Genomic DNA, 22,056 nt, shown 5'->3' with positions numbered 1-22,056 from the left:
AACATGAGAAATGAAAAAATTCCAATCAATAAAAACATGATAATTGATCCTGATTCAGAAATAATTTATGCATCATCAGTAGGTGTAGGTGCAGATGATGAGGAAGTGAGATTAATCCTATTTAACAAACGCCTAACTTCAGACGGCGAAAACATTGAAATAATAAACGAATCAGACACCCAAATAATACTAAACAAATCCGCTGCATTCAAATTAAAAGAATTACTGGATCAACCCTTAAAATAAAATTTAGGTGGTTTAAATTGGATTGAATCAAGAACAAAGAGCAGAGGTCGAATTGACATGTTGTATTTTTTATATAGGAACAATTATTGGCAAAAAAGACACACTCCAAAATCCAATATCTGCAACAAACTAAACTGTTTTTTCATAATTTTATTTTTTTGCTAAACTTTGTTATTTTATGGACTAATTGTTTCTGCTTTTGTATTAAATTTGTTAACATTCTGAAGAATAACTTGTTATTTTATCTTATTTTAATTAAATTTATTTAATATAGGTATTATTTTCATATTTGAAGCAATAATTGTATGAGTTTGTAAAATTATTTTCATTTATAAGCAAAACCACTTAAATATTGGAGCATAATCTATTATTTGATTATAAGTCAGTATATTGTCGATTGTATTCGACAATTACATTAAAATCATATGTATTGTAGATTGTACTAGATGATTATATTAAAATTATTAATATTATCGATTATATTCGACAAAATTTATATATTTTAAAATACAAAATTTAATGCAATAAGTATTGTTCGGTGAAAAAATGATTAAAAGGGAATTGTACTTAAACCAAATTGAAAGATTAATAGGTAAGGAACCTATTAAAATTATTACAGGTGTTAGAAGAAGCGGTAAGACATATCTATTAAAAAGCATTCAGGAAGAACTAAAAAACAGAGGAGTAAATGAAGAAAACATGTTTCTTATTTCATTTGAATCCATGAAATACAACAAAATAGAAAACTTCAAACAGCTCGATGAATGCATAATAAACCTGACTGAAAACACAAAAGGCAAAATTTACCTGCTATTTGATGAAATACAAAATGTAGAAAACTGGGAAAAAAGCATAAACGCATGCAGAGTAGACCTGGACTGCGACATATATATAACAGGATCCAACTCAGAACTGCTCTCCGGTGAAATGGCGACACTAATCTCTGGGCGATACTACAAAATAAACATCTACCCATTTTCATTCGCTGAATTCATACAATACAAAAAAGAAATAGAAAAAACAGACACAAAAGACTTGGAGGAACTATTTAAAGAATATGTGGAATATGGAGGAATGCCTCCAATACAACAAGTAGCACAACAAGACAAATATTCCTATCTGGGGGACATATACAATACAATACTCCTAAAAGACATTGTCACAAGACACAACATCAGAAACACAGACATACTCAACAGAATACTTGACTATGTAATAATGAATCTTGGAAAAAACTTCTCAGCAGGCAACATCGCCAAATACATGAAACACGAGAGAAGAAAAATATCAAAAGACACAATACTAGATTACATCCTATACTCAAAAAATGCATGTTTCATACATCAGGCACCAAGAGAAGACATAAAAGGAAAAAAGGTACTGCAACACAACGAAAAATACTTCCTAGTTGATCATGGATTCTATCAAGCAAAATATGGAGAAATAGAAAACATGGGTTCAATCCTTGAAAATATAGTCTACATAGAACTACTCAGAAGAGGATATGATGTTAAAATTGGAATGATAAACAAAAAGGAAATAGACTTCGTCTGCACCAAAGACAAAGAAAAAATTTATATCCAAGTAACATACCAATTAGAAAATGATAAAACAATAGAACGGGAATTTTCAGAACTTGCAAAAATAAACGATAACTTTGACAAATATGTTTTAAGCATGGACAAACTAGATTTCTCCGGAAATGGATTAAAACACAGGAACATGATAGACTTTTTAATTTCAGATTATATATAAAAATTAAATTTAAGACAATATTTGATAAACAGATGGTTGTAATTTATTGTATTAGTTGTTACTTTATGTTTCCAACAGATATTGTTGATAAAAGAAATAACTGCTTTTTTCATTCAATTTACTTGAATGACTTTAACATTAACGGAAACCATTTCGAATATCAAATCCGATTTTGAACTGGGACATATATGCAATGGTTTCGAATAGCTGATGGTGGGCGTTAATGTTATTTAATTGAGAAGTCATATCCGTCCCAGTATTCTTTCAAAATTAATTTTTGAGTTTTGGCAGACACTCATAAATAAAAAAAGAGATGGGCTAATAACCATCTACTAAAACTTTCAATTCGCCTGTTACAATATCTATAATTAAACCGTGAACAGGTACATCAGGAATCAATGGATGGTTTTTAATTTTATCAACAACATTTTTGACGTTTTCTTCTTCAGATTCAAATCCGCCAATCCACTCTTCAAGATTATATTTTGCAATATCTCCCTCTGCAATACCTCTTTCAAGCATTTTAGCTTTAAGGGCTTCAGCATCTGCACCAGCCATACCGCATTCAGTGTGACCTACAACCATTACTTCTTCAGCACCTAAATTATATAAAGCTGCTCCGATTGATCTAATTGCATCTTCGCCTACAATTGAGTTTCCTGCATTTCTAACTATTTTTGCATCGCCTCTTTTAAGACCAAGTGCTGGTTCAAAAAAGTCTATTAACCGACAATCCATACAAGTAAGGATTGCTAATTTTTTTTGCGCATGGTGTGACATCTCTGTGCCTTCAAAATTTTCAACAAATTCTTTATTGTCTTTTAATACATCTTCCAAAATGGTCATAACTATACTCCCCTTGCAATTGCTGTAAGGCCGGTACGGGCAATTTTTTTAATCCCGTAACTTTCTACTAAAGATATAAATGCATTAATTTTTTTCCTATCTCCAGTTAATTCAATTAATAGTGTTTGATCAGTAACATCAATAATTTTTGCTCTGAAAATATTTGTATATTGCATTATTTCTGCTCTTGCTTTTTGATCAGGAACATTCACTTTAATAAGGCATAATTCCCTTTGAACAGCAGTTTCAGTAATATCTTTAATCTTGATAACGTCAACTAATTTATTTAATTGTTTTGTAACTTGCTCTAGGTCTTTTTGGTCTGCATGAACAGTGATTATCATACGAGATAGGCCTGCTACTTCTGATTGGCCAACTGTGATACTGTCAATATTAAAACCTCTTCTATTAAATAAACCAGCTACTTTCTGTAAAACACCAGGTCTGTCTTCTACTAATGTTGAAATAACGTGACAATTTCCATTCATTTAAATCACATCCTTTTCAAGCTTATACTCACCAATCATTTCATTAATTCCCGCTCCTGGTGGAAGCATAGGCAATGCTTCTTCTGGGTCAATAACAATATCAAGAACTATTGCTTCATTATCTTTAATAGCTTTTGATAAGGCATCACGAGTTTCACCAGGTTTAGTTATTCTTTCTGCATTTATTCCAAAACTTTCTGCAAGTTTTACAAAGTCTGGTGAATCCTTAAATTTAGTTTGTGAGTGTCTTTCATTATACAATAAACTTTGCCATTGATATACCATTCCTAATGTTCTATTTTCCAAGACAATAGCAATAACCGGCAAGTCATAATCATGAACTGTTGCAAGTTCCTGGCAAACCATCAAAAATCCACCATCACCATTAATAGATACAACAACCTCTTCTGGACATGCTACTTTTGCTCCAATAGCTGCTGGGAATCCAAATCCCATTGTTCCAAGTCCTCCGGATGAGATGAATTTACGCGGTTTTTGTGTATCATAAAAGTGTGCTGCCCACATCTGGTTTTGACCTACATCAGTTGTGAGGATTGCATCAGCATTTAAAACTTCTGAAATCTCTTTTATAACTCTTTGAGGTTTTAATGGAACATTATTATAACTTACTCTTGGAAGCAATTCTTTTTTAGCCTTAATAAGATTATCAGTCCAAGATCTTACTTCATCTGAATATTTATAACCATTTAAAGTCTTATTAAGTGATTTAAGTATATTTTTTGCATCTCCAACTATTGGCAAGTCCACATCTACATTTTTACCAATTTCAGCCGGATCAATATCAATATGAATAATTTTAGTATCTGGAACGAAACTGTCCAATCTTCCAGTAGTCCTATCTGAAAATCTAATACCTACAGCTATTAACAAATCAGATTCGTTGATTGTATCATTTGAAACTTTACGTCCATGCATACCAAGCATACCCAATGACAAATCGGCAGTTTCATCAATAGCTCCTTTACCTAATAAAGATGTCATGACAGGTGCATTAATAGTTTCTGCAAGTTTTTGTAACTCACAGCATGCATTTGAAATTATAACTCCCGCACCAGCTAAAATAATTGGTTTTTTAGCTTTTTTAATTAAATTACTAGCTTTTTTAATTTGCCTGAGATTTCCTTTCAATGTCGGATTATAACCAGGAGTAGTAATTAAATCGTCACTAAATTCAGTTAGCTCTCCTTCTTGAACTTCTTTTGGAACATCAATTAAAATTGGACCAGGTCTTCCAGAAATAGCAAGTTCAAAACTAGATTTAATCATGGAAGGTATTAAATCAGGGTCTTTAGGTTGAAAACTATGTTTAACAATCGGCATTGTAATTCCAATAATATCCGCTTCTTGGAATGCATCATTTCCAATTAAATGACTTGGAACTTGGCCGGTAATTGCCACAATTGGAGAAGAATCCATGTAAGCTGTTCCTATACCAGTTACAAGATTGGTTGCTCCAGGACCGGAAGTTGCCAAACACACTCCCACACGACCAGATGCTCTTGCATAGCCGTCAGCTGCATGAGCTGCGGCTTGTTCGTGTCTAACTAGTATATGATCAATGTCTGCATCATATAACATGTCGTAGAAGGGTATGGTTTGTCCACCAGGATAACCAAAGATTGTTTTAACTCCCATATTTTTAAGGGATTCAATTATTGCTTCTCCACCTCTCATATTAAAAACCTTTTTATATTTTATATTATACAGTTACATATGAATATAAAAATATATATAATTAACTTAAAGGATTAATATGAATATTGGTAAATATTTTTGCCATAGAATCCCCGAGAGGGGTTTCTTTATCAAAGGCCATCAGTTTCCAGTTTGTGCAAGATGTAGTGGATTTTATACCGGTTTAGCCCTGTATTTGATTGTGAATTACTTCTATCCTCACGAATATAATCTAGAAATGCTTATAATCTCAATGATTTTAATGATTCCTGTGGCAATTGATGGTTTGAGCCAATATTTTGGTCCAAGAGAAAGTAAAAATAATTTAAGATTCACCACAGGTTTTATTGGTGGTGTAGGTTTAATAATTTTTTTAAAAATAATAATGAGGTGGGGTTTGAATGTATTGTAGAGAATGCGGTGAAAAAAATCCGGAAAATGCTATCTATTGTAAAAACTGCGGAATTAAATTAAAAGAAGAAGCTAAGAAAACAACCGTGATTGAATCAGAAAATATAAACCATAACTCCAATTACACTTATATACCCAACAATACTCAAACAACAAATAGCAATAATAATTCATCTGATGATGACTGGAAATGCTGTTGCGGTTGTTTAATTGTTATTTTTATAATATTTGCGCTAGCCAGCCTATTTTAAATAGTAATATAAAACAGCTTTTTGAGCGTGCATCCTATTTTCAGCTTCATCATAAATAACAGAACAGTCAGAATCGATGACATCACTAGTTACTTCCTGACCTCTAATAGCCGGTAAACAATGCATGAATATTGCATCATCATTAGCCAGACTCATTAAATCTGTGTTGACTTGGAATGGTGCAAAATCGATTTTTCTTTGAGCAGCTTCAGCTTCATCACCCATACTTACCCAAACATCAGTATATACAACATCAACATTTTCTAAAGCTACCTCAATATCGTCGCTAACAATGATTTCAGTATTATTTTCAGTCGCATATTCACGTGCGGTGTTTAAAATATCTTCAGAAGTTTCATAACCTTTCGGACAAGCAACAGATATATTCATACCAAGTAATGGAGCAATTAATAAAAGGGAATTACATACATTATTTCCATCACCGACAAAGCAGATTTTACGGCCTTCACAACTGCCAAAATGTTCTTTTACCGTTAACATGTCAGCAAGTGCTTGGCAAGGATGTTCTAAATCAGTTAATCCGCTAATAACAGGAACATCAGAATATTTAGCTAATTTAACTACATCTTCATGTTTAATAGCTCTAATCATTATTCCATCAACAAAACGACTTAAAACTTTTGCAGTATCGGAAATTGGTTCTCCCCTTCCCATTTGCAAATCATTAGATGATAAAAAGATTGCTCTTCCACCTAATTGGTACATTCCAACATCAAAAGATACTCTAGTACGAGTAGATGATTTTTGGAAAATCATTGCTAATGTTTTACCTTCAAGAGGTTTATCCTCAATATCCCCTGCTTTAATTTTACTAGCTAAATCTAAAATATACTTAACATCGTCCTTGATGTCATTAACTGATAATAAACTATTCGCCATTTATAATCCCCTCATAAGAAAATAACATATTTCTTATTTATATATATTAAATGTTTCTATGATTTCATTTTAAAATTAATATCCCTTAATGTAGATATTACTGGAACTAACAAGAACAGATATATGAAATTACTTGAAACATTGAAATCTAAGAGATTTACAATGACAGTAAGACCCATTATCATGGAAAAAGTATTATTAATATATTTTTCCTCATTTTTAGATAGCTTTTTTATTAAAAATCCTCTTTTATGTGCATAAGAAACCATTAACATGAAAGAAATTATAGTAACAAGTATATTTAAACCAAAAATCACTTCTGAATAGAAAAAATGAGAATAAGTTCCGATTAGAGAAGTTGTAAATGGAATAAATGATATACAACCTAAAAACAATATATTAAGCCATAAATAAGGTATGTTTAAATCATTGATTTTAATAAATTCATGGTAATAAATCCAAAATGAACTAACAAGAATAAAACTGACTAAAGTATAACCAAAAACCTGTATGTTTGATTGAATATATGAAATAAAATCATTAGTGGTGAATAACTGAACATTAGGCAATGCCATGCAAAATACTAAAAGAGTCATTACCATTCCAAAAATACCATCAGATAAACCTAATATTCTTCCAGGATCAATATCAATATTACTTTCAAGAGATATTTTGAATTTGTCAAAAAATGTCATTCCTTCCTTAATTTTTTTATAGAATTTAGATTTATCACTACTAACAGAAGAAAAATCAATATTAGATATGTGTTCAGCCATAGCATCTAATTTTTTTACTTGATTATCATCAACAGTATTTTCCTTGAGTTTTTCAATATGCTGAACTAGTTCTGTTTTTAAGTTATCCATCATTCCCCAGCCACATTACCACAAAAAATTAAAAAATAGAAATTTCAATTTAAAATTTCTTTCATATGTTCAACACGTTTATTTACTAACTCGGCGGTTCCCACATCACGTCTATGGTAAACATTGCCTTTAACAAATTCACATGCTTTTTCGGCTACTTTTTCTGCTTCTTCAATAGATTCTCCACTAGCTACAATACCTAATGCTCTTGAACCAGATAAGTGAATTCCATCATCTTCAGCTGAAACAGCTGCATAAAACACTTTTGCACCGAATTTTTCGATAGCTACTTCATCCACTTCTATTAGTTCTCCAGCATATTCCGTTTCAGGATATCCATCAGGTACAATGTATTTACATACACTGGCTTTGTTTTCAAATTCTACTGTATCTAAATTTCCGTCTACAATAGATTTGCAAACATCTACAAGAGGAGTTTTTAAAAGAGGCAATACATTCATTGCTTCAGGATCTCCAAATCTTGCATTATATTCAATTAGTTTTGGCCCATCAGATGTTAACATGAACTGGCCATATAAAATGCCTTTGTATGGTTCAGCTTCTTTTGCAATGGCTTCAATAGTATCTTGCATGATTTTTACGGCCTTATCATAATTTTTCTGGCTTAAAAATGGTAATAGGCCATCAACATCAGAGTATGAACCCATTCCACCTGTTATTGCACCTACATCTCCTTCAAATGCATGAGGATGGTCTTGTGCTGCAGGCATTGGCGCTAAGTGTTTGCCATCACAGAATGCTTGGATAGTGAATTCTTCACCAATTAATCGTTCTTCAATTATAACTTGAGCAAATCCTCCCATTACATGATCAATAACTTCACAGGAGTATTCTTTTGCTTCTTCATTATCTTTAAGATGGTCTCCAACAATCTTAACTCCCTTACCGCCAGTCAATCCGACAGGTTTTACTACAACATCACGGTCAAATTCATCTAGGAATTTAGAAACGTCTTCAGAATTATCAAATACTTTGTAAATTAAAGACCCTTCAATTTCATAGTCTTCAAAGAGTTTTCTCATAAACGATTTATCAGTTTCAATTCTAGCTGCACTCTGAGTTGGTCCAACACATTTAATTCCATTTTTTTGAAGTTCATCTACAATTCCTTTTCCAAGTGGAGCTTCAGGACCAATAAAGGCAATATCTATGCCTTTTTCAGCAGCGTATTCAGCTACTTTTTCAACTTCCCCTTCATCACCTTGTTTAAATTCGGCGATTTTGGACATACCAGGGTTTACTTTACTCATGTAACAATATAATTCTACATCATCTTTTAAGCCATCTGCAATGGCATGTTCACGGGCACCAGTTCCAACGACTAAAACCTTCATAATTAATTCTCCTTGTATAAAGTATATTTTTATAAATATTAAAATTTATGTAATGAAAACCTATAGTTTTTTAAGTTTATAAAATATGGGCGCTAAATGTTAATATACCGGTCTAATGAATAAAAATAGGATACTAGTTATTATAATAATCATTATTATTGCAATTTGGAAGTTTTTGCCATTTCACATGAAAATAATACTCGAATTAATTTTTAAGGAATCCCACCTTGAAAACTCGCCTTTAAAATTGATAAAAAATGAAATCTGATATACCTCTTCTTTTTTTATTTTCAAATTTTGCGATATATTTAAATATTAACACTTGCATATACAAGAGAGATAAATATGGATAAAAATCAGAATATCAAAATGCTTACAGGAGATCCTAAAAAGGCAATAAACAAATTATCAATTCCAATTATAGCCAGTATGTTTCTAATCTTTTCAAATAATATCATCGACAGTATTTGGGTGGCAGGATTAGGTGCAGACCCATTAGCTGCACTAGGATACATTACGCCATTATTCATGGTACTTATTGGAATCGGAAATGGAATTGGTGCTGGAGGTAATTCATTAATATCACGTTACATTGGAGCTGAAAACAAAACTTCAGCAAATAACGCGGCAATACATAACTTAATTCTAGGAGTCATATTGTCAATAATCGTGTCAATTATCTTATTAATATTTTTAGAACCTTTACTTAAAATAATGGGTGCAACCAGCGTTTTAAGTTATGCGATGGATTATGGAGTTGTAATATTCTCTTTTTCATTTGCAATGTTGCTTCCACCAATATTTGGAGGGGCATTTAGAGCAGAAGGAGACGTTAAAAGAGCAACAATACCGATTGCAATCACAGCTATAATTAACATGTCTATTGACCCAATTTTTATTTATACATTAAATTTAGGGGTCGCAGGAGCAGCATGGGCAACAGTTATTGCACACATTTTATCGGTTTTAGTGATGATTTACTGGATGCTGATTAAACAGGACACATACTTAAAATATAACTGTGACAACTTCCACAATGATTTAAACATATATAAAGATATTTTAGTCGTTGGTATTCCAGCAAGTTTAGAACAATTAATATTATCTGCACTAACCATCGTGGTTAACTTTATGCTTACACTTGTTTCAGGTCCGGTTGCAGTAGCCGTATATACTGCAGGTTGGAGAATTATTAATTTAGGAATGCTTCCAGCAATTGGAGTTGGAACAGCATCAATTTCGGTTGCGGGAGTTTCATATGGTGCAAGAAAATATGAAAATCTTAGAGTTACAGCCAGATATGCTGTTGAAATCGCACTAGTTGCATCCATAATAGTTTGCATAGCTCTAAATATATTTGCAAATCAAATCGCATTTATATTCTCATATTCAGAAAACAGTGCCCAATTAGAACCATTAATCGCAAGTTTCTTACAATTAATGTGCTTATTTATATTATATGTACCTTTTGGAGCAAGTGCAGGAAATGTATTCCAAGGTGTTGGAAAAGGAACAATTTCATTTGTTTTAACAACATTTAGGGAATTTGTATTAGTGTTAATTTTTGCATATATACTCGGATTTATATTTGATATGGGAGAAACCGGAATATACTACGGAATGCTTTTAGGTGGAGGAATCGGTTCGCTGATTTGTTATGCATGTATTGAACTTTACATCAATAGATTAATTAGGAGTCAGAGCCATGACATTTGATAGTGACATTCCTACTTCCCCTCTTGTTTCTCTGCTTTCTAGAAAACAGACAAATTATCTTAATCAAAAATTAAAAGAGGTAAATTTAAGTTCGGGATTATATCCTTTGTTAGTAAAATCATACATAAATAAAGGAATTAGTCAGGAAGAATTAGCGGATGAAATCCATATCAATGAAAGTACAGTGACTAGAAATCTTGATAAACTTGAAAAGAAAGGATTAATAACAAGAACTCCGGAAAAAAGAAAAAAAATCGTTAGTGTAACTCAAAAAGGTAGCGACATCGCTCGACAAATCATGAACTATGATGCAAAATGGGACAATATAATTAAAAAAGAGTTAACCGAGGAAGAATTTAAGAATTTTAGAGATATTCTCATAAAAATCTGTGAGGGTTTAATATGAATGAAACAATAGAAAACATTAAAACTAGACGAAGCATACGCAAATTTAGAGATGAATAAATCAGTGATGAAGAGTTAAAAACCATTTTAGAAGCTGGAACTTATGCACCAACAGGAAGAGGTGCACAATCACCAAAAATAGTTGTAATTCAAAATCCAGAAACTATTAAAGAATTTTCAGCATGGAACAGAAGCTACTTTCCAAATGAAATGCCTGAAGATATGGATCCATTTTATGGCGGGAAAACGTTGTTGATTGTGCTGGCCAATAGTGAACTTCCAACTTATGTTGAAGATGGAGTGAGTGTTTTATCAGTGCTTGTTAATGCCTCTCATGCTGTTGGTGTTGCATCTTGCTGGGTTCACCGTGCACGTGATGAATTTTCATCAAAGAAAGGGAAAGCATTGCTTAAAGAATGGGGAATTCCTGAAAGCTATGAAGGAATTGGTCATGTAGTATTGGGTTATGCGGATACAGAAGCACCAGAACCACAACCTAGAAAAGAGGATTACATCCATTATGTGGATTAAGTAAATACGGCGTCTTCTTAAAATTTCTAAATATACAATTTTTTCAATTAGAACAAGGGAATTTTAATTTATCAAACTATGCCAAATAGTTTTTAGTAAAATAAAAACTAACTGAAAATCAAAACACCCATAAAAAAAGAGATTGAAGATGAGCCAACAACTCATCTACATTTTTTCAGGTGCTGAAACACCTAAAATATCTAAAGCGTTTTTAATAGTTGTTTTAGCTCTATCAACTAAAATAAGTCTTGTATCTTCAACGTCAGACCCGATAACTTGTTCTGATTTATAGAATTTGTTAAATGAACTTGCTAAATCCTGACTGTATTGAGTAATGTTGTGAACTCTTTGTTTATTAGCACAATCTTCAACAACCTGTGGGAATTTAGCTATTTGTCTTACTAAATCCTTTTCAACATCATTAGGAACCCAATTATCACTAACACTTAAAGAAGCAATATCCCTACCAGATTTATTAAGTAATTTGCATGCTCTAGCATGCGCATATTGAATAGAAGCACAACCTCTCTCAAAACTTAAAGCTTCATCCCATTTAAAGGTTAAGTGTTTTTCAGGCGATAATTTTGCAATAAAGAACCTAACCGCACCAACACCTATTTCTTCAGCCATTAGAGTTATCTCTTCTTCAGTCAAATCAGGATTTCTTGATTTGATTTCGCCATGAGCTCTTGAAACCGCCTCATCAATTAATTCATCAACTGATACAAATTTACCTCTACGAGTTGACATTGACCCTTCAGGAAGAGTAATGAATTCATAAAAGATTACTTCAGGAGGAGTTTGCCTAAATATCTCTTCAAAAATAACTTTAATTTGTTTAGCGGCTAATTTATGATCTGAACCTAAAATATCAAGTACAGTATCGCCTAAAGTAGATTTATATTTATGATATGCCAAATCACGAGTAGAATAAAGAGATGTTCCATTAGAACGGAGCAAAACAAATTCTTTTTCTATGTTAAAGTCAGTTAAATCGATGTATAAAACATCATTTTCACGAGTGAATCCTTCTTTTTTAATATATTTTACAAGTTCATCTACTTCTCCACTTCTTACAAATTGCCCTTCCCATACAAAATCATCATGAGTTATATTAATTCTTTTAAGTGTTTCCTTCATTCCAGAAATACAACTTGAAACTACATGCTCGAAGATTTCATTTAATTCACTGTCACTACCTTCTTCATATTTTTGAATTAACTCATCTACCTTTGCTGAAAGATTTTCATCTTCTTCAACTGCTTTATTAGCATCGAAGTATAACTTGCCAACCTTATGATCTATTTTATCTCCTTCATAATCTTCAATTTTTAGGCCAAGTTCAGTTATACCGCAAACAATGATTGCAATTTGTCTGCCCATATCATTTACATAATATTGAGTAGTAACCTCCCTTCCAGCTAATTTTAAAAGTCTTGAAAGTGAATCTCCAAAAATAGAGTTTCTGATGTGTCCAATATGTAGCGGGCCGTTTGGATTGGCTGAAGTATGCTCCAATACAATTTTTTCACCATATGCAGGAAGTTGACCATAGTTTTCATCGACCTTTTCCAATAATAATTTAGAGAATTTATTATAATCAATGAAGAAATTTACATAAGGACCGAAGTTCTGTACTTTAGAAAAAATTTCAGGAATTTCAATTTTTTCAACTAGTTCTTTTGCAACTTCCGGAGGAGAAGTCCTTAATTTTTTAGTAAGTGCAAATGCAATAGTACTTGCAAGGTCACCTAAATCGGGATTTGGTGGAAAATCCAATCTAAAATCCCTATCAATTTCTACATCATATTGATCTAATGCTTTGTTAATAGCATCAATAGCTTGTTTTTCAATTTCAAAATACATTAATTCACCTTAATAATAATTATAAACCTCTTAACCATATGGAAAGATATCCAATTTTTGGAATCACAACTAAATTATCCCCAAATGTTACAACTTTTTCTTGAATTTGGTCAGCAGTAACATAATAAGGATCCACATGGTCATTATTATCCCCTTTAATCACATACATCGTGGTTCCATTAATATCCGTAATATTAATAACTCTATGAATTACTGGTTGGTCATACCATGCAGCATCATAAACAACTACATCTCCAATTTTTACATTACTAGGATCAAATTCATGAATACCTAAGAAATCTGCTTTTTCAACCATTACAATGTCTCCTCTGTAAAATGCAGGTTCCATACTTCCTGAAACAACAACATTCAAGTGTTGAGCTGCAATTAAAACAATGATGAGAACAATTGCATAACCCACAACCTCTTTAAAATCAATATCCATAGTATTACCTTCTTCTTTTCTTAAATGCGGCTTCCAGTGCTAATTCAATAGCATCAGAAGTTTTTTGTAAATCCTCCATAGTATGAGCATTTGAAATAAAATTACATTCAAATTGAGATGGGGGAATAAACACTCCTTGTTTTAACAAGGTTTTAAAGTATCTTAAGAATTGTCTTCTGTCAGATTTTTGAACATCAGCATAATTGTAAACTGGTGCCGGATTGAAATAAATTTGAAACATTGAAGCAATACCAACAGGATGAATGTTATACTCTTCATGATCCATTATTGATTCAATATTTCCTCTAAGGAAGTTTCCTTTACGTTCTAATTCTTTATAGAATGCATCATCCAATTGTGTTAAAGTAGAAATTCCTGCTTGAACAGAAATAGGATTGCCTGAAAAGGTACCTGCCTGATAAACCGGACCTTGCGGTGCGATTAATTCCATGATTTCGGCTTTGCCACAGAAAGCTCCCATTGGAAGACCACCGCCAACAATTTTACCAAGAGTTGTCAAATCAGGAGTAACACCATAATATTCTTGTGCACCACCACGTGAAGCTCTAAAACCAGTGATTACCTCATCAAAAATTAATATAATGCCGTTTTCTTCTGTAATTTTACGAATAAATTCTAAAAATCCCGGTTTAGGTTCAATACAACCAACATTACCCATAACTACTTCCATGATAATACAAGCAATATTCTCTCCTTCTTTTTCAATAAGATCTGTTAAAGCTTCTTCATCATTAAATGGAACCGATAATGTATTTTTAGTAGTGTCTTCTGGAATACCTGGACTGTCAGGTAAAGTTGCTGCACCAGAACCCCCTTTTACAAGAACATAGTCATGTGCTCCATGATATGCGCCTTCAAATTTAACAATTTTATCTCTACCAGTAAAACCTCTTGCAAGTCTAATTGCACTCATAGTAGCTTCTGTACCACTATTACAGAATCTTACCATTTCAGCAGAAGGAATTCTATCTATTACTTCTTTTGCAAGAGTTATTTCATTTTCAGTTGGAGCACCATAAGCAGTTCCGATAGTTAATTGGTTAGAAACTTCCCTTACAACTTTTGGATTAGAATGACCTAATATTAATGGCCCATAAGCTAAACAATGATCTATGTAAGTTTTACCATCTTCATCTGTGAGTTTTGAACCACCAGCACTTTTAACAAAAAAGGGACAAGGTTTAAAAGCCCTTACAGGTGAATTTACCCCACCAGGAAAATATTTTTTTGATTCATTGAATAATTCTTCAGAATACATTTTATCACACTACAAATGTTGAATTAATGAGTTCACACATGCTACCGCAATCGGTGTTCCACCTTTTGGCCCTTCAACAATAATATTGGGAATATTAGAATTATGTAGTGCTTCTTTTGAATCAGCAGCCCCTACAAAACCAACGGGAACTCCAACAATAGCTTTAAGATTCATTTCACCTTTTGCATATAAATCCATCGCTTCAAAAACAGCAGTTGGAGCATTACCTGAAATGACTATGCCTTCAAAATCATTTGCTGCAGCATATCTCATTGCAGCTGCCGCCCTTGTGATTTGATTTTCTTTTGCAATTTTAATTACTTCTTCGTTTTTAATGTAACACTCAACTTCCCCTTCATATCTGGTAATTCCATATCTAACCATGTTAATATCAGTTAAAATAGTTTCATTATTTTTAAGGGAAGTCATAGCTGCATCTACAAAGTCAGAACTGATTCTGACTAATTTTGCATATTCAAGATCGGCAGTTGAGTGAACAATCCTTTCAACGATGTCTTTTTCTATAGGTTTTAAATCTTTAACATCATCTCCAATAAGGCTTCGGATAATTTCTCTACTTTTATTTGCAATATCCAAACCTTGTTTAGTTGATGCACCCATGAACATTTTGTCTGTCATAGTATACTTTTTGAATTAAATATATGTTAAACATTTTGTTATTGAAAAATAAATTTTAAAAAATGTTAAAATTATTTTTCACTGGCGGAGATTCCTGCCAGATAACCTGTTGAAAATGCAATTTTTAAATTATAGCCACCAGTCGGACCATGTAGATTTAAAACTTCACCTGCAAAGTAAAGCCCTGGTGTCAAAGTTGATTCCATTGTTCTTGGATTAACATGGGTAAGATCAATGCCGCCGATAGTAACTTTAGCTAAATTACTGTTAAAATCTGTTATTTCAAATGTAAATCTTTTTAAATTTTCAACAAGACGATTTTTACTTTTTTTATTTACTCTGGATAATTCCAAATTACCATCCAAATTTATTTCATCTAAAAAGAAATCAGTAAAACTATTTGTTAAGAACAGCTTCAGGTAATTTTTTAAGCGTGTTTTGCCCTTTTTTTGAAAATCATTTGTGAATTTAAATTTTAAATCATCACGGGATAATTCCGGGCATAAGTCAATAGCTATTTCTAAATCAATATCAGGCTGTGATTCTAATAAGTTATAACTTATACTTTCTGAGATTTCATTACTTATGTTAATTATTCCGGGACCAGTTAGGCCAACATGTGAAAATAAAACATCACCGCGAACCTTAGATTTCTTATAACTTATAACAACATCCCTAATTGTTACACCCGCAATATCAGATAAATCTTTTTTGGTTACTAATGGAGATAGACCATATCTAATATCGGTTATGGGTTGTGAGGTTAAACTGTAATTATAAATACCTGAACCTGTCTTTGGATAAGTTACGCCACCTGTAGCGATGATAATCTTATCTGCTTTTAACTTATCATTTATAACAAAATCATCACTGATGCTTTTAACTTCAAAGTTATAACATATACTTACATCTTCTAACAAATCATTTAAACCTTTTAAGATATCACTGGATTTTCCAGACTTTGGAAAAATTCTGTCATCTTCTTCACTGATAAAGTCCAAATCAAATAGAGAAAGCAAATCCTCATTAGTAAATGTATAAAATGAGTGTTTTAAAAAATTTTTATTGTTAAAAAAAGTCAATAGCTGTTTAATCGGTTTTCCGTTAGTAATATTACATCTCCCCCCACCTGTTAACAATAGTTTACAGCCAAGTGAGGGATTTTTTTCAAGTAATATTACACGTGAAGTCCTACTGGCGGCAATTGCAGCCATGATTCCAGCAGGACCTCCGCCAATAATAGCTATATCAAATTTTTCCATATTTATCTATGGAGTTAATCTGTGTCTGTCCCTTGGGAAGAGCACACATTCACGGATGTTTTCGGCACCAGTAAGTACCATGGTTAATCTATCAGCACCTACTCCCCAACCAGCATGAGGAGGCATACCGTATTCAAATGCTTTTAAGTAACTTCCAAATCCGGCAGGATTTAGTCCTCTTTCTTCGATTTGTTTAACTAAAAGATCAAATTGATGTACACGAGTAGCGCCAGAAGATAATTCTAAGTTATTGTACATCAAATCGAACGCATGAGCGTATTGCTCTTCACCTTCAACAGGCATTACATAAAACGGTTTGATTTCAGAAGGCCATCTAGTTAAGAAATAAAATCCCCCCATAGTATCTCCTAAAACTTTTTCAGCTTCACGAGATAAGTCTTCTCCCCATTCCATTGATACCCCTTTGGAATTTACAATATCAACAGCTTCATCATAAGTTACATTAGGGAAAGGAGTGGTAGGCACTTCCAATTCATGACCTAAAATTTCTAACTCGTTAGCACAATTTTCATTGACATCTTTTAAGACCTGAACAATCATGTCATTTAATATTTTCATTACATCTTCGTCATCGGCAAATGAAGCTTCAGCATCAATTGAAACTGCTTCATTTAAGTGTCTTAAAGTATCGTGCTCTTCTGCCCTGAAAATTTGACCAATTTCAAATACTTTATCCATTCCAGAAGCCATCATCATTTGTTTGTATAATTGCGGTGATTGACCTAGGAACGCTTCTCTTTCAAAGTAAGTGATTGGGAATAATTCTGTTCCTCCTTCAGTAGCGGACACTACAAGTTTAGGTGTGTTAATTTCATAAAATCCATTATCATAGAAGAAATCACGGACAGTATGGAACATTTGACCTTTAATTTTGAAAATAGCTGAAACATTTTCTTTTCTAATATCTAAAAATCTTGAATCCAATCTTGTATCAATTCCAGCCTTAACTTTTTCGGTTGGATCCATAGGTAAAGGTTGATTAGCCAAGTTCAAGACTTTAACTTCTTTAGGAATAATTTCAACATCATTCGGAGCCTTTCCTGCTTCTTGTACTAAACCTTTAATAGCTACAACAGATTCTTTTCTAAGTTCTCTTAATTGTTCTAAAATTTCTGAGTCTACTTTTTTACTTGGAGCGGTAACTTGAACTCTGCCAGTTATATCACGGATGATAACGAACATTATTCCACCGAAATCACGGATTTCATGTACCCAACCCATAATAATAATGTCACTACCAGCTATTTCTGAACTGCATTGACTAGCATAATTAGTTCTTCTCCAATCATTTAATAAACCTTGCAAATTATTCACCTCGATTATAAAAATAAAATAATGATAAAATTTTCATTATAAAGTTAATTTATGTTTTAATGTTTAATAAATATGAGCATTCCTAGAAACTGGACTCTTTCAAAAACTTGTGTGATAACTAATTTTTTCGATTAATCTATTCATTTAAATTTTTCAAAATAACTGATTAATTAGCTTTAAATTATAAAAATAACTCCAAATATTAAGAAAAAGTTTTTAATAAAAAACTTGCAGATGTTTAAATCACCTTTTCCAAGTTTTTGAAATAGCCCTAGAAACTGGGCTCTTTCAAAAACTTGTGTGATTTTTTTTCTTTTTCATTTTTTATGTTCCAATAATTTAGTTTTAGCATGAATCTTGTTAAAAGTCCTTGTTTTATCTTCATTGTTCTTTTTATATGTTTTGGGAATACTTTTTGGAAGATGTTTTCGATTTTATTGTTTGTCGATGGAATATTCGTGTTTTCAAGGTGGTTCGTTAATTTTTTAAAGTAAGGAATGATGAATTTCCATAGGATTTTGTATTGTGAAGTTGTTTGGAGGGTATTTTTTTATCAATTAACATGTCACGTAGTTTTTTTAGCATCATTGAGTGTTTCTGCATCCAATATTTTTATAAATGTCTTGTTTTAATTCTGTTAAGATTTCTTTTTCTTCATCTGTTAGTTGGTTTTTATTAAAATAGTCTTTAAATCTTTTGTTTATGTTTTGTTTCACGTGAAATTTGCAGAAATGATGTTTTACTTTTAGTTTATCTATCTCATTGCTTCTCGATATTCATGTTTTAAGTCATGTTCATATTGATATTTTCTTTTGATTTCTTAGTGATTCGTTTAAGAATTGATAAATGGTCTTGTAATCTTCTGATTCGACTAATTTGACTGAAACTAAAGTATTCAGTTTAACGTCGAATAATGCTAAAAATATAATATCCAAATCCCATTAATTTTAACCCAAAGACTGTCAAATAAATAATAAACCATAAATAAGTCCAATTTGGATAGTTAAATTGATAATTTGAGTTTTAATAATATGTTTTCTATGCTTTGGTGTGAGATTTCGATGTTGTGTTGATTTTTTAAGTCAAATCGTATTTTGTGGAGCCCTGCACCATAAAATTTGATATAAATTTTCAATACAATCAATAACGGGCAATGTAATATTAGAATTAGGATAAAAAAGTGAGGATAAATCAGTATAAAAAAACTTTGCCGCATTTTTTTGCATTTATATTTTTGAATAGTGCACATTTGTTCTCCAATTCTTAAAAAAAGATTAGTTTCCTTTCGTAAGTTCCATTTTTAACAGCATCTTTTGATTTACAACTTGGATAAAATACTAATTCTATTTTTCAAAAATAAGTTTTACCTCTTTTTTTCCAGTCTAATATATAGATTATCAGCAATATTTTTCACAACCAAATCGAGAAAGATCATCAGATTGACGGAATTCAGAAAAAACTCTGGAATAAAATCGGAAAGTTTATATTCTTTTAACTCCATACATTCATATGGAGCTTTAATATTGTTGTTATTCATATTAATATTTAAGTTCCACCTTATATATTAATTTTAATACTTTTAAATTAAAAATAAAGAAAAAATTAAAACGAAAAAATTTCGTGGCTCAAAAAATAGTAAAAATTCAAATCACACAAGTTTTTGAAAGAGATTAAATTTCGTCTAAAAGTGATATAACAGTGTTATTAATAATGATAATAATTAAAAAATTTCATTAGGAAAAACCTTATATGAATAAACAGGAATATACTCAAAACATTTGACATATTAGAATAATAAAAAGCATGGTAAAATAAAATAATAGTTTATTCATGGAACTATGTTTAAATAAGTGTTACTTTAAAAAAAGAAAGTAATGATGAGGAGTGTTTCCCCACCACCCCATATAATTTAATTTTTCCTTCTTCTATAAACAATAGAAGATCCAATTAATAGACATGCCATTAACACCATTAAGATTGGATTACCTGTAGCCCTCATTGAATGAACAGGAAGTTTTGAAGGTTTAGAAGGTTCTGGAGATTCTGGAGGTATTGTCTTATTAATAACATTAACAGTAGCATTATCCTTATTATTAGTCATATTCGGATCATAAACATCACTAGTAACATTAGCAAAGTTCACAACATGACCACTAACCAAAGCAATAGTAATAATGCGAATAGTAGCATTATCACCAGCTTTCAACTCACCAAGACTCCAAACACCAGTAAATTTATTAAAACTACCCCTACTAACAATGAAATTGACTAATTTTAAACTAGAAGACAATAAGTCAAATAACCTAACATTAGTAGCATTATCAGGACCATGATTAATAACAGTAATAGTCCAAATCACAGTATCGCCAACAACAGCAAAATCAACATTAGACACTTTAATAACCTCAAGATCTGCAGCAGGAGAAACAACAATAGATTCATTATCTTTATTATTACTCATGTTTGGGTCATAAGTAGTACTATTAACAACAGCTAAGTTAATAATAGTAGAGTTAGAAACATCCACTAATGAATAGATAGTTAAAACAACACGTTCACCTACATTTAAAACACCAATGTTCCACAAACCAGTAATTGGATTATAAGCACCTTTAGCAGCATCATAACCAAGGTAAACAAGACCATTAGGTAATAAATCTGTGACAACAACATCATGAGCACTATTAGGACCAAGATTAACCACAGTAATAGACCAGGCAATCTTGTCTAAATAATTCGGAGATTTATTAGACACATTCTTAATAATGACTAAATCAGCCTTATGAACAGTAGTAACAGTAGCATTAACAGTAAAATTACCATTCAAAGTCAAATTATTAGTCCAACTACCATCCCTAACAACCTTAACCTTAACAGTAATGATCATAGAACTACCAGGAGCAATATCACTAACAACCCAAATCAACTTATTACCAGATTGCGCGAACTTAACAACCTTACCACCAACAACACTATAATCACCAGCATAAACAAGACCATCAGGCAATGAATCAACCAAAGTAACATTATCAGAAATAACAACACTACCAGTATTATTAACAGTCAAATTATACTCAATAACCTCACCCACAACAGGATTAGAATTATTCACAGTCTTAATTGGATTAACAGTAGTAACAGTAGCATTAACAGTAAAATTACCATTCAAAGTCAAATTATTAGTCCAACTACCATCCCTAACAACCTTAACCTTAACAGTAATGATCATAGAACTACCAGGAGCAATATCACTAACAACCCAAATCAACTTATTACCAGAAGTTGCGCGAACTTAACAACCTTACCACCAACAACACTATAATCACCAGCATAAACAAGACCATCAGGCAATGAATCAACCAAAGTAACATTATCAGAAATAACAACACTACCAGTATTATTAACAGTCAAATTATACTCAATAACCTCACCCACAACAGGATTAGAATTATTCACAGTCTTAATTGGATTAACAGTAGTAACAGTAGCATTAACAGTAAAATTACCATTCAAAGTCAAATTATTAGTCCAACTACCATCCCTAACAACCTTAACCTTAACAGTAATGATCATAGAACTACCAGGAGCAATATCACTAACAACCCAAATCAACTTATTACCAGATTGCGCGAACTTAACAACCTTACCACCAACAACACTATAATCACCAGCATAAACAAGACCATCAGGCAATGAATCAACCAAAGTAACATTATCAGAAATAACAACACTACCAGTATTATTAACAGTCAAATTATACTCAAT

Annotated in this window: 22 protein-coding genes; 7 read left to right on the top strand and 15 right to left on the bottom strand. The window is 31.9% G+C overall.

Translation table 11 applies throughout. The annotated features are described in order from the left end of the window. Nucleotides 1-3: 3 nt before the first annotated feature. Together Q9969_RS04505 and Q9969_RS04500 are read left to right on the top strand one after the other, a co-directional pair. Complete coding sequence (locus Q9969_RS04505; RefSeq protein ID WP_305514179.1) at nucleotides 4-246, top strand: hypothetical protein; 243 nt, start codon at nucleotides 4-6, stop codon at nucleotides 244-246. Nucleotides 247-792: 546 nt separating this feature from the next. After that, the gene (locus Q9969_RS04500) at nucleotides 793-2,001 is read left to right on the top strand and encodes an ATP-binding protein (protein ID WP_305554907.1); all 1,209 of its coding nucleotides are present in this window, start codon (nucleotides 793-795) and stop codon (nucleotides 1,999-2,001) included. 318 nt (nucleotides 2,002-2,319) lie between these two features. Here Q9969_RS04500 and Q9969_RS04495 read toward each other — a convergent pair whose 3' ends face one another. The 3 genes from Q9969_RS04495 to Q9969_RS04485 are packed head-to-tail and all read right to left on the bottom strand — an operon-like array spanning nucleotide 2,320 to nucleotide 5,030. Then, nucleotides 2,320-2,847: a carbonic anhydrase gene (locus Q9969_RS04495; RefSeq protein WP_305514183.1), complete on the bottom strand. Its 528-nt coding sequence runs from the start codon at nucleotides 2,845-2,847 to the stop codon at nucleotides 2,320-2,322. Between the two features lie 2 nt (nucleotides 2,848-2,849). After that, entirely contained in the window at nucleotides 2,850-3,335 is a 486-nt protein-coding gene (gene ilvN, locus Q9969_RS04490; protein ID WP_305514185.1) for an acetolactate synthase small subunit, read from the bottom strand. Further along, nucleotides 3,336-5,030: an acetolactate synthase large subunit gene (locus Q9969_RS04485; RefSeq protein WP_305554906.1), complete on the bottom strand. Its 1,695-nt coding sequence runs from the start codon at nucleotides 5,028-5,030 to the stop codon at nucleotides 3,336-3,338. A 79-nt stretch (nucleotides 5,031-5,109) separates the two neighbouring features. On the opposite strand from Q9969_RS04485, the gene Q9969_RS04480 reads away from it, so the two are divergent. Beyond that, nucleotides 5,110-5,442 (top strand): DUF2085 domain-containing protein, encoded by a 333-nt coding sequence (locus Q9969_RS04480; RefSeq protein ID WP_305554904.1) that lies wholly within the window; start codon nucleotides 5,110-5,112, stop codon nucleotides 5,440-5,442. Beyond that, entirely contained in the window at nucleotides 5,432-5,692 is a 261-nt protein-coding gene (locus tag Q9969_RS04475) for a zinc-ribbon domain-containing protein (RefSeq protein WP_305514191.1), read from the top strand. The genes Q9969_RS04480 and Q9969_RS04475 overlap by 11 nt, the downstream gene beginning before the upstream one ends. On the opposite strand, the gene argF is transcribed toward Q9969_RS04475, so the two are convergent. Genes argF through purD form a run of 3 tightly spaced genes read right to left on the bottom strand, consistent with a single transcriptional unit; the run spans nucleotide 5,684 to nucleotide 8,813 of the window. Continuing rightward, entirely contained in the window at nucleotides 5,684-6,592 is a 909-nt protein-coding gene (gene argF / locus Q9969_RS04470; protein ID WP_305514193.1) for an ornithine carbamoyltransferase, read from the bottom strand. The two genes, Q9969_RS04475 and argF, sit on opposite strands and share 9 nt — an antisense overlap. Nucleotides 6,593-6,648: 56 nt before the next feature. After that, complete coding sequence (locus Q9969_RS04465; protein ID WP_305514195.1) at nucleotides 6,649-7,461, bottom strand: TMEM175 family protein; 813 nt, start codon at nucleotides 7,459-7,461, stop codon at nucleotides 6,649-6,651. 41 nt (nucleotides 7,462-7,502) lie between these two features. Next, complete coding sequence (gene purD, locus Q9969_RS04460) at nucleotides 7,503-8,813, bottom strand: phosphoribosylamine--glycine ligase (RefSeq protein WP_305514196.1); 1,311 nt, start codon at nucleotides 8,811-8,813, stop codon at nucleotides 7,503-7,505. 345 nt (nucleotides 8,814-9,158) lie between these two features. On the opposite strand from purD, the gene Q9969_RS04455 reads away from it, so the two are divergent. Genes Q9969_RS04455 through Q9969_RS04445 form a run of 3 tightly spaced genes read left to right on the top strand, consistent with a single transcriptional unit; the run spans nucleotide 9,159 to nucleotide 11,465 of the window. Next, nucleotides 9,159-10,529, top strand: coding sequence for an MATE family efflux transporter (locus Q9969_RS04455; protein ID WP_305554902.1), 1,371 nt, complete (start codon nucleotides 9,159-9,161; stop codon nucleotides 10,527-10,529). Next, a complete protein-coding gene (locus Q9969_RS04450; protein WP_305514200.1) occupies nucleotides 10,519-10,935 on the top strand; it encodes a MarR family transcriptional regulator in 417 nt (138 codons plus the stop codon). Before Q9969_RS04455 ends, Q9969_RS04450 begins: the two co-directional genes overlap by 11 nt. A 59-nt stretch (nucleotides 10,936-10,994) precedes the next feature. Then, complete coding sequence (locus Q9969_RS04445; RefSeq protein WP_305555020.1) at nucleotides 10,995-11,465, top strand: nitroreductase family protein; 471 nt, start codon at nucleotides 10,995-10,997, stop codon at nucleotides 11,463-11,465. A gap of 165 nt (nucleotides 11,466-11,630) precedes the next feature. On the opposite strand, the gene argS is transcribed toward Q9969_RS04445, so the two are convergent. The 9 genes from argS to Q9969_RS04400 all read right to left on the bottom strand — a co-directional run bounded on the left by argS (nucleotide 11,631) and on the right by Q9969_RS04400 (nucleotide 22,044). Continuing rightward, nucleotides 11,631-13,331 carry an arginine--tRNA ligase gene (gene argS, locus Q9969_RS04440; RefSeq protein WP_305554900.1) on the bottom strand — a complete coding sequence of 567 codons (1,701 nt, stop codon included), beginning with the start codon at nucleotides 13,329-13,331 and terminating at the stop codon, nucleotides 11,631-11,633. Nucleotides 13,332-13,350: 19 nt separating this feature from the next. Further along, entirely contained in the window at nucleotides 13,351-13,776 is a 426-nt protein-coding gene (locus tag Q9969_RS04435) for a signal peptidase I (protein WP_305514205.1), read from the bottom strand. Between the two features lie 4 nt (nucleotides 13,777-13,780). Continuing rightward, a complete protein-coding gene (gene hemL, locus Q9969_RS04430) occupies nucleotides 13,781-15,055 on the bottom strand; it encodes a glutamate-1-semialdehyde 2,1-aminomutase (protein WP_305514207.1) in 1,275 nt (424 codons plus the stop codon). A gap of 9 nt (nucleotides 15,056-15,064) precedes the next feature. Beyond that, nucleotides 15,065-15,694, bottom strand: coding sequence for a cobalt-precorrin-8 methylmutase (locus tag Q9969_RS04425; protein ID WP_305554898.1), 630 nt, complete (start codon nucleotides 15,692-15,694; stop codon nucleotides 15,065-15,067). 71 nt (nucleotides 15,695-15,765) lie between these two features. Next, complete coding sequence (locus Q9969_RS04420; RefSeq protein ID WP_305554896.1) at nucleotides 15,766-16,956, bottom strand: aminoacetone oxidase family FAD-binding enzyme; 1,191 nt, start codon at nucleotides 16,954-16,956, stop codon at nucleotides 15,766-15,768. A gap of 6 nt (nucleotides 16,957-16,962) precedes the next feature. Beyond that, complete coding sequence (gene aspS, locus Q9969_RS04415; RefSeq protein ID WP_305554894.1) at nucleotides 16,963-18,282, bottom strand: aspartate--tRNA(Asn) ligase; 1,320 nt, start codon at nucleotides 18,280-18,282, stop codon at nucleotides 16,963-16,965. 593 nt (nucleotides 18,283-18,875) lie between these two features. Next, the gene (locus tag Q9969_RS04410) at nucleotides 18,876-19,007 is read right to left on the bottom strand and encodes a hypothetical protein (RefSeq protein ID WP_305553426.1); all 132 of its coding nucleotides are present in this window, start codon (nucleotides 19,005-19,007) and stop codon (nucleotides 18,876-18,878) included. Nucleotides 19,008-20,200: 1,193 nt separating this feature from the next. Continuing rightward, a complete protein-coding gene (locus Q9969_RS04405) occupies nucleotides 20,201-21,559 on the bottom strand; it encodes a DUF11 domain-containing protein (RefSeq protein WP_305554892.1) in 1,359 nt (452 codons plus the stop codon). Then, nucleotides 21,556-22,044: a hypothetical protein gene (locus Q9969_RS04400; protein WP_305554890.1), complete on the bottom strand. Its 489-nt coding sequence runs from the start codon at nucleotides 22,042-22,044 to the stop codon at nucleotides 21,556-21,558. The genes Q9969_RS04405 and Q9969_RS04400 overlap by 4 nt, the downstream gene beginning before the upstream one ends. Nucleotides 22,045-22,056 lie beyond the last annotated feature (12 nt).

Origin of the sequence: Methanobrevibacter sp. V74, from assembly GCF_963082495.1 — an archaeon.
GTDB lineage: Archaea > Methanobacteriota > Methanobacteria > Methanobacteriales > Methanobacteriaceae > Methanocatella.
This window is presented reverse-complemented; position numbering and strand designations above follow the sequence as displayed.

Coding starts and splice junctions, on each gene's coding strand:
- Q9969_RS04425 (WP_305554898.1), bottom strand. CDS start 15,694: ATGACAGACAAAATGTTCATGGGTGCATCAACTAAACAAGGTTTGGAT.
- Q9969_RS04455 (WP_305554902.1), top strand. CDS start 9,159: ATGGATAAAAATCAGAATATCAAAATGCTTACAGGAGATCCTAAAAAG.
- Q9969_RS04495 (WP_305514183.1), bottom strand. CDS start 2,847: ATGACCATTTTGGAAGATGTATTAAAAGACAATAAAGAATTTGTTGAA.
- Q9969_RS04475 (WP_305514191.1), top strand. CDS start 5,432: ATGTATTGTAGAGAATGCGGTGAAAAAAATCCGGAAAATGCTATCTAT.
- Q9969_RS04465 (WP_305514195.1), bottom strand. CDS start 7,461: ATGATGGATAACTTAAAAACAGAACTAGTTCAGCATATTGAAAAACTC.
- purD (WP_305514196.1), bottom strand. CDS start 8,813: ATGAAGGTTTTAGTCGTTGGAACTGGTGCCCGTGAACATGCCATTGCA.
- Q9969_RS04435 (WP_305514205.1), bottom strand. CDS start 13,776: ATGGATATTGATTTTAAAGAGGTTGTGGGTTATGCAATTGTTCTCATC.
- Q9969_RS04450 (WP_305514200.1), top strand. CDS start 10,519: ATGACATTTGATAGTGACATTCCTACTTCCCCTCTTGTTTCTCTGCTT.
- Q9969_RS04500 (WP_305554907.1), top strand. CDS start 793: ATGATTAAAAGGGAATTGTACTTAAACCAAATTGAAAGATTAATAGGT.
- Q9969_RS04480 (WP_305554904.1), top strand. CDS start 5,110: ATGAATATTGGTAAATATTTTTGCCATAGAATCCCCGAGAGGGGTTTC.
- hemL (WP_305514207.1), bottom strand. CDS start 15,055: ATGTATTCTGAAGAATTATTCAATGAATCAAAAAAATATTTTCCTGGT.
- argF (WP_305514193.1), bottom strand. CDS start 6,592: ATGGCGAATAGTTTATTATCAGTTAATGACATCAAGGACGATGTTAAG.
- Q9969_RS04505 (WP_305514179.1), top strand. CDS start 4: ATGAGAAATGAAAAAATTCCAATCAATAAAAACATGATAATTGATCCT.
- argS (WP_305554900.1), bottom strand. CDS start 13,331: ATGTATTTTGAAATTGAAAAACAAGCTATTGATGCTATTAACAAAGCA.
- ilvN (WP_305514185.1), bottom strand. CDS start 3,335: ATGAATGGAAATTGTCACGTTATTTCAACATTAGTAGAAGACAGACCT.
- Q9969_RS04420 (WP_305554896.1), bottom strand. CDS start 16,956: ATGGAAAAATTTGATATAGCTATTATTGGCGGAGGTCCTGCTGGAATC.
- Q9969_RS04485 (WP_305554906.1), bottom strand. CDS start 5,030: ATGAGAGGTGGAGAAGCAATAATTGAATCCCTTAAAAATATGGGAGTT.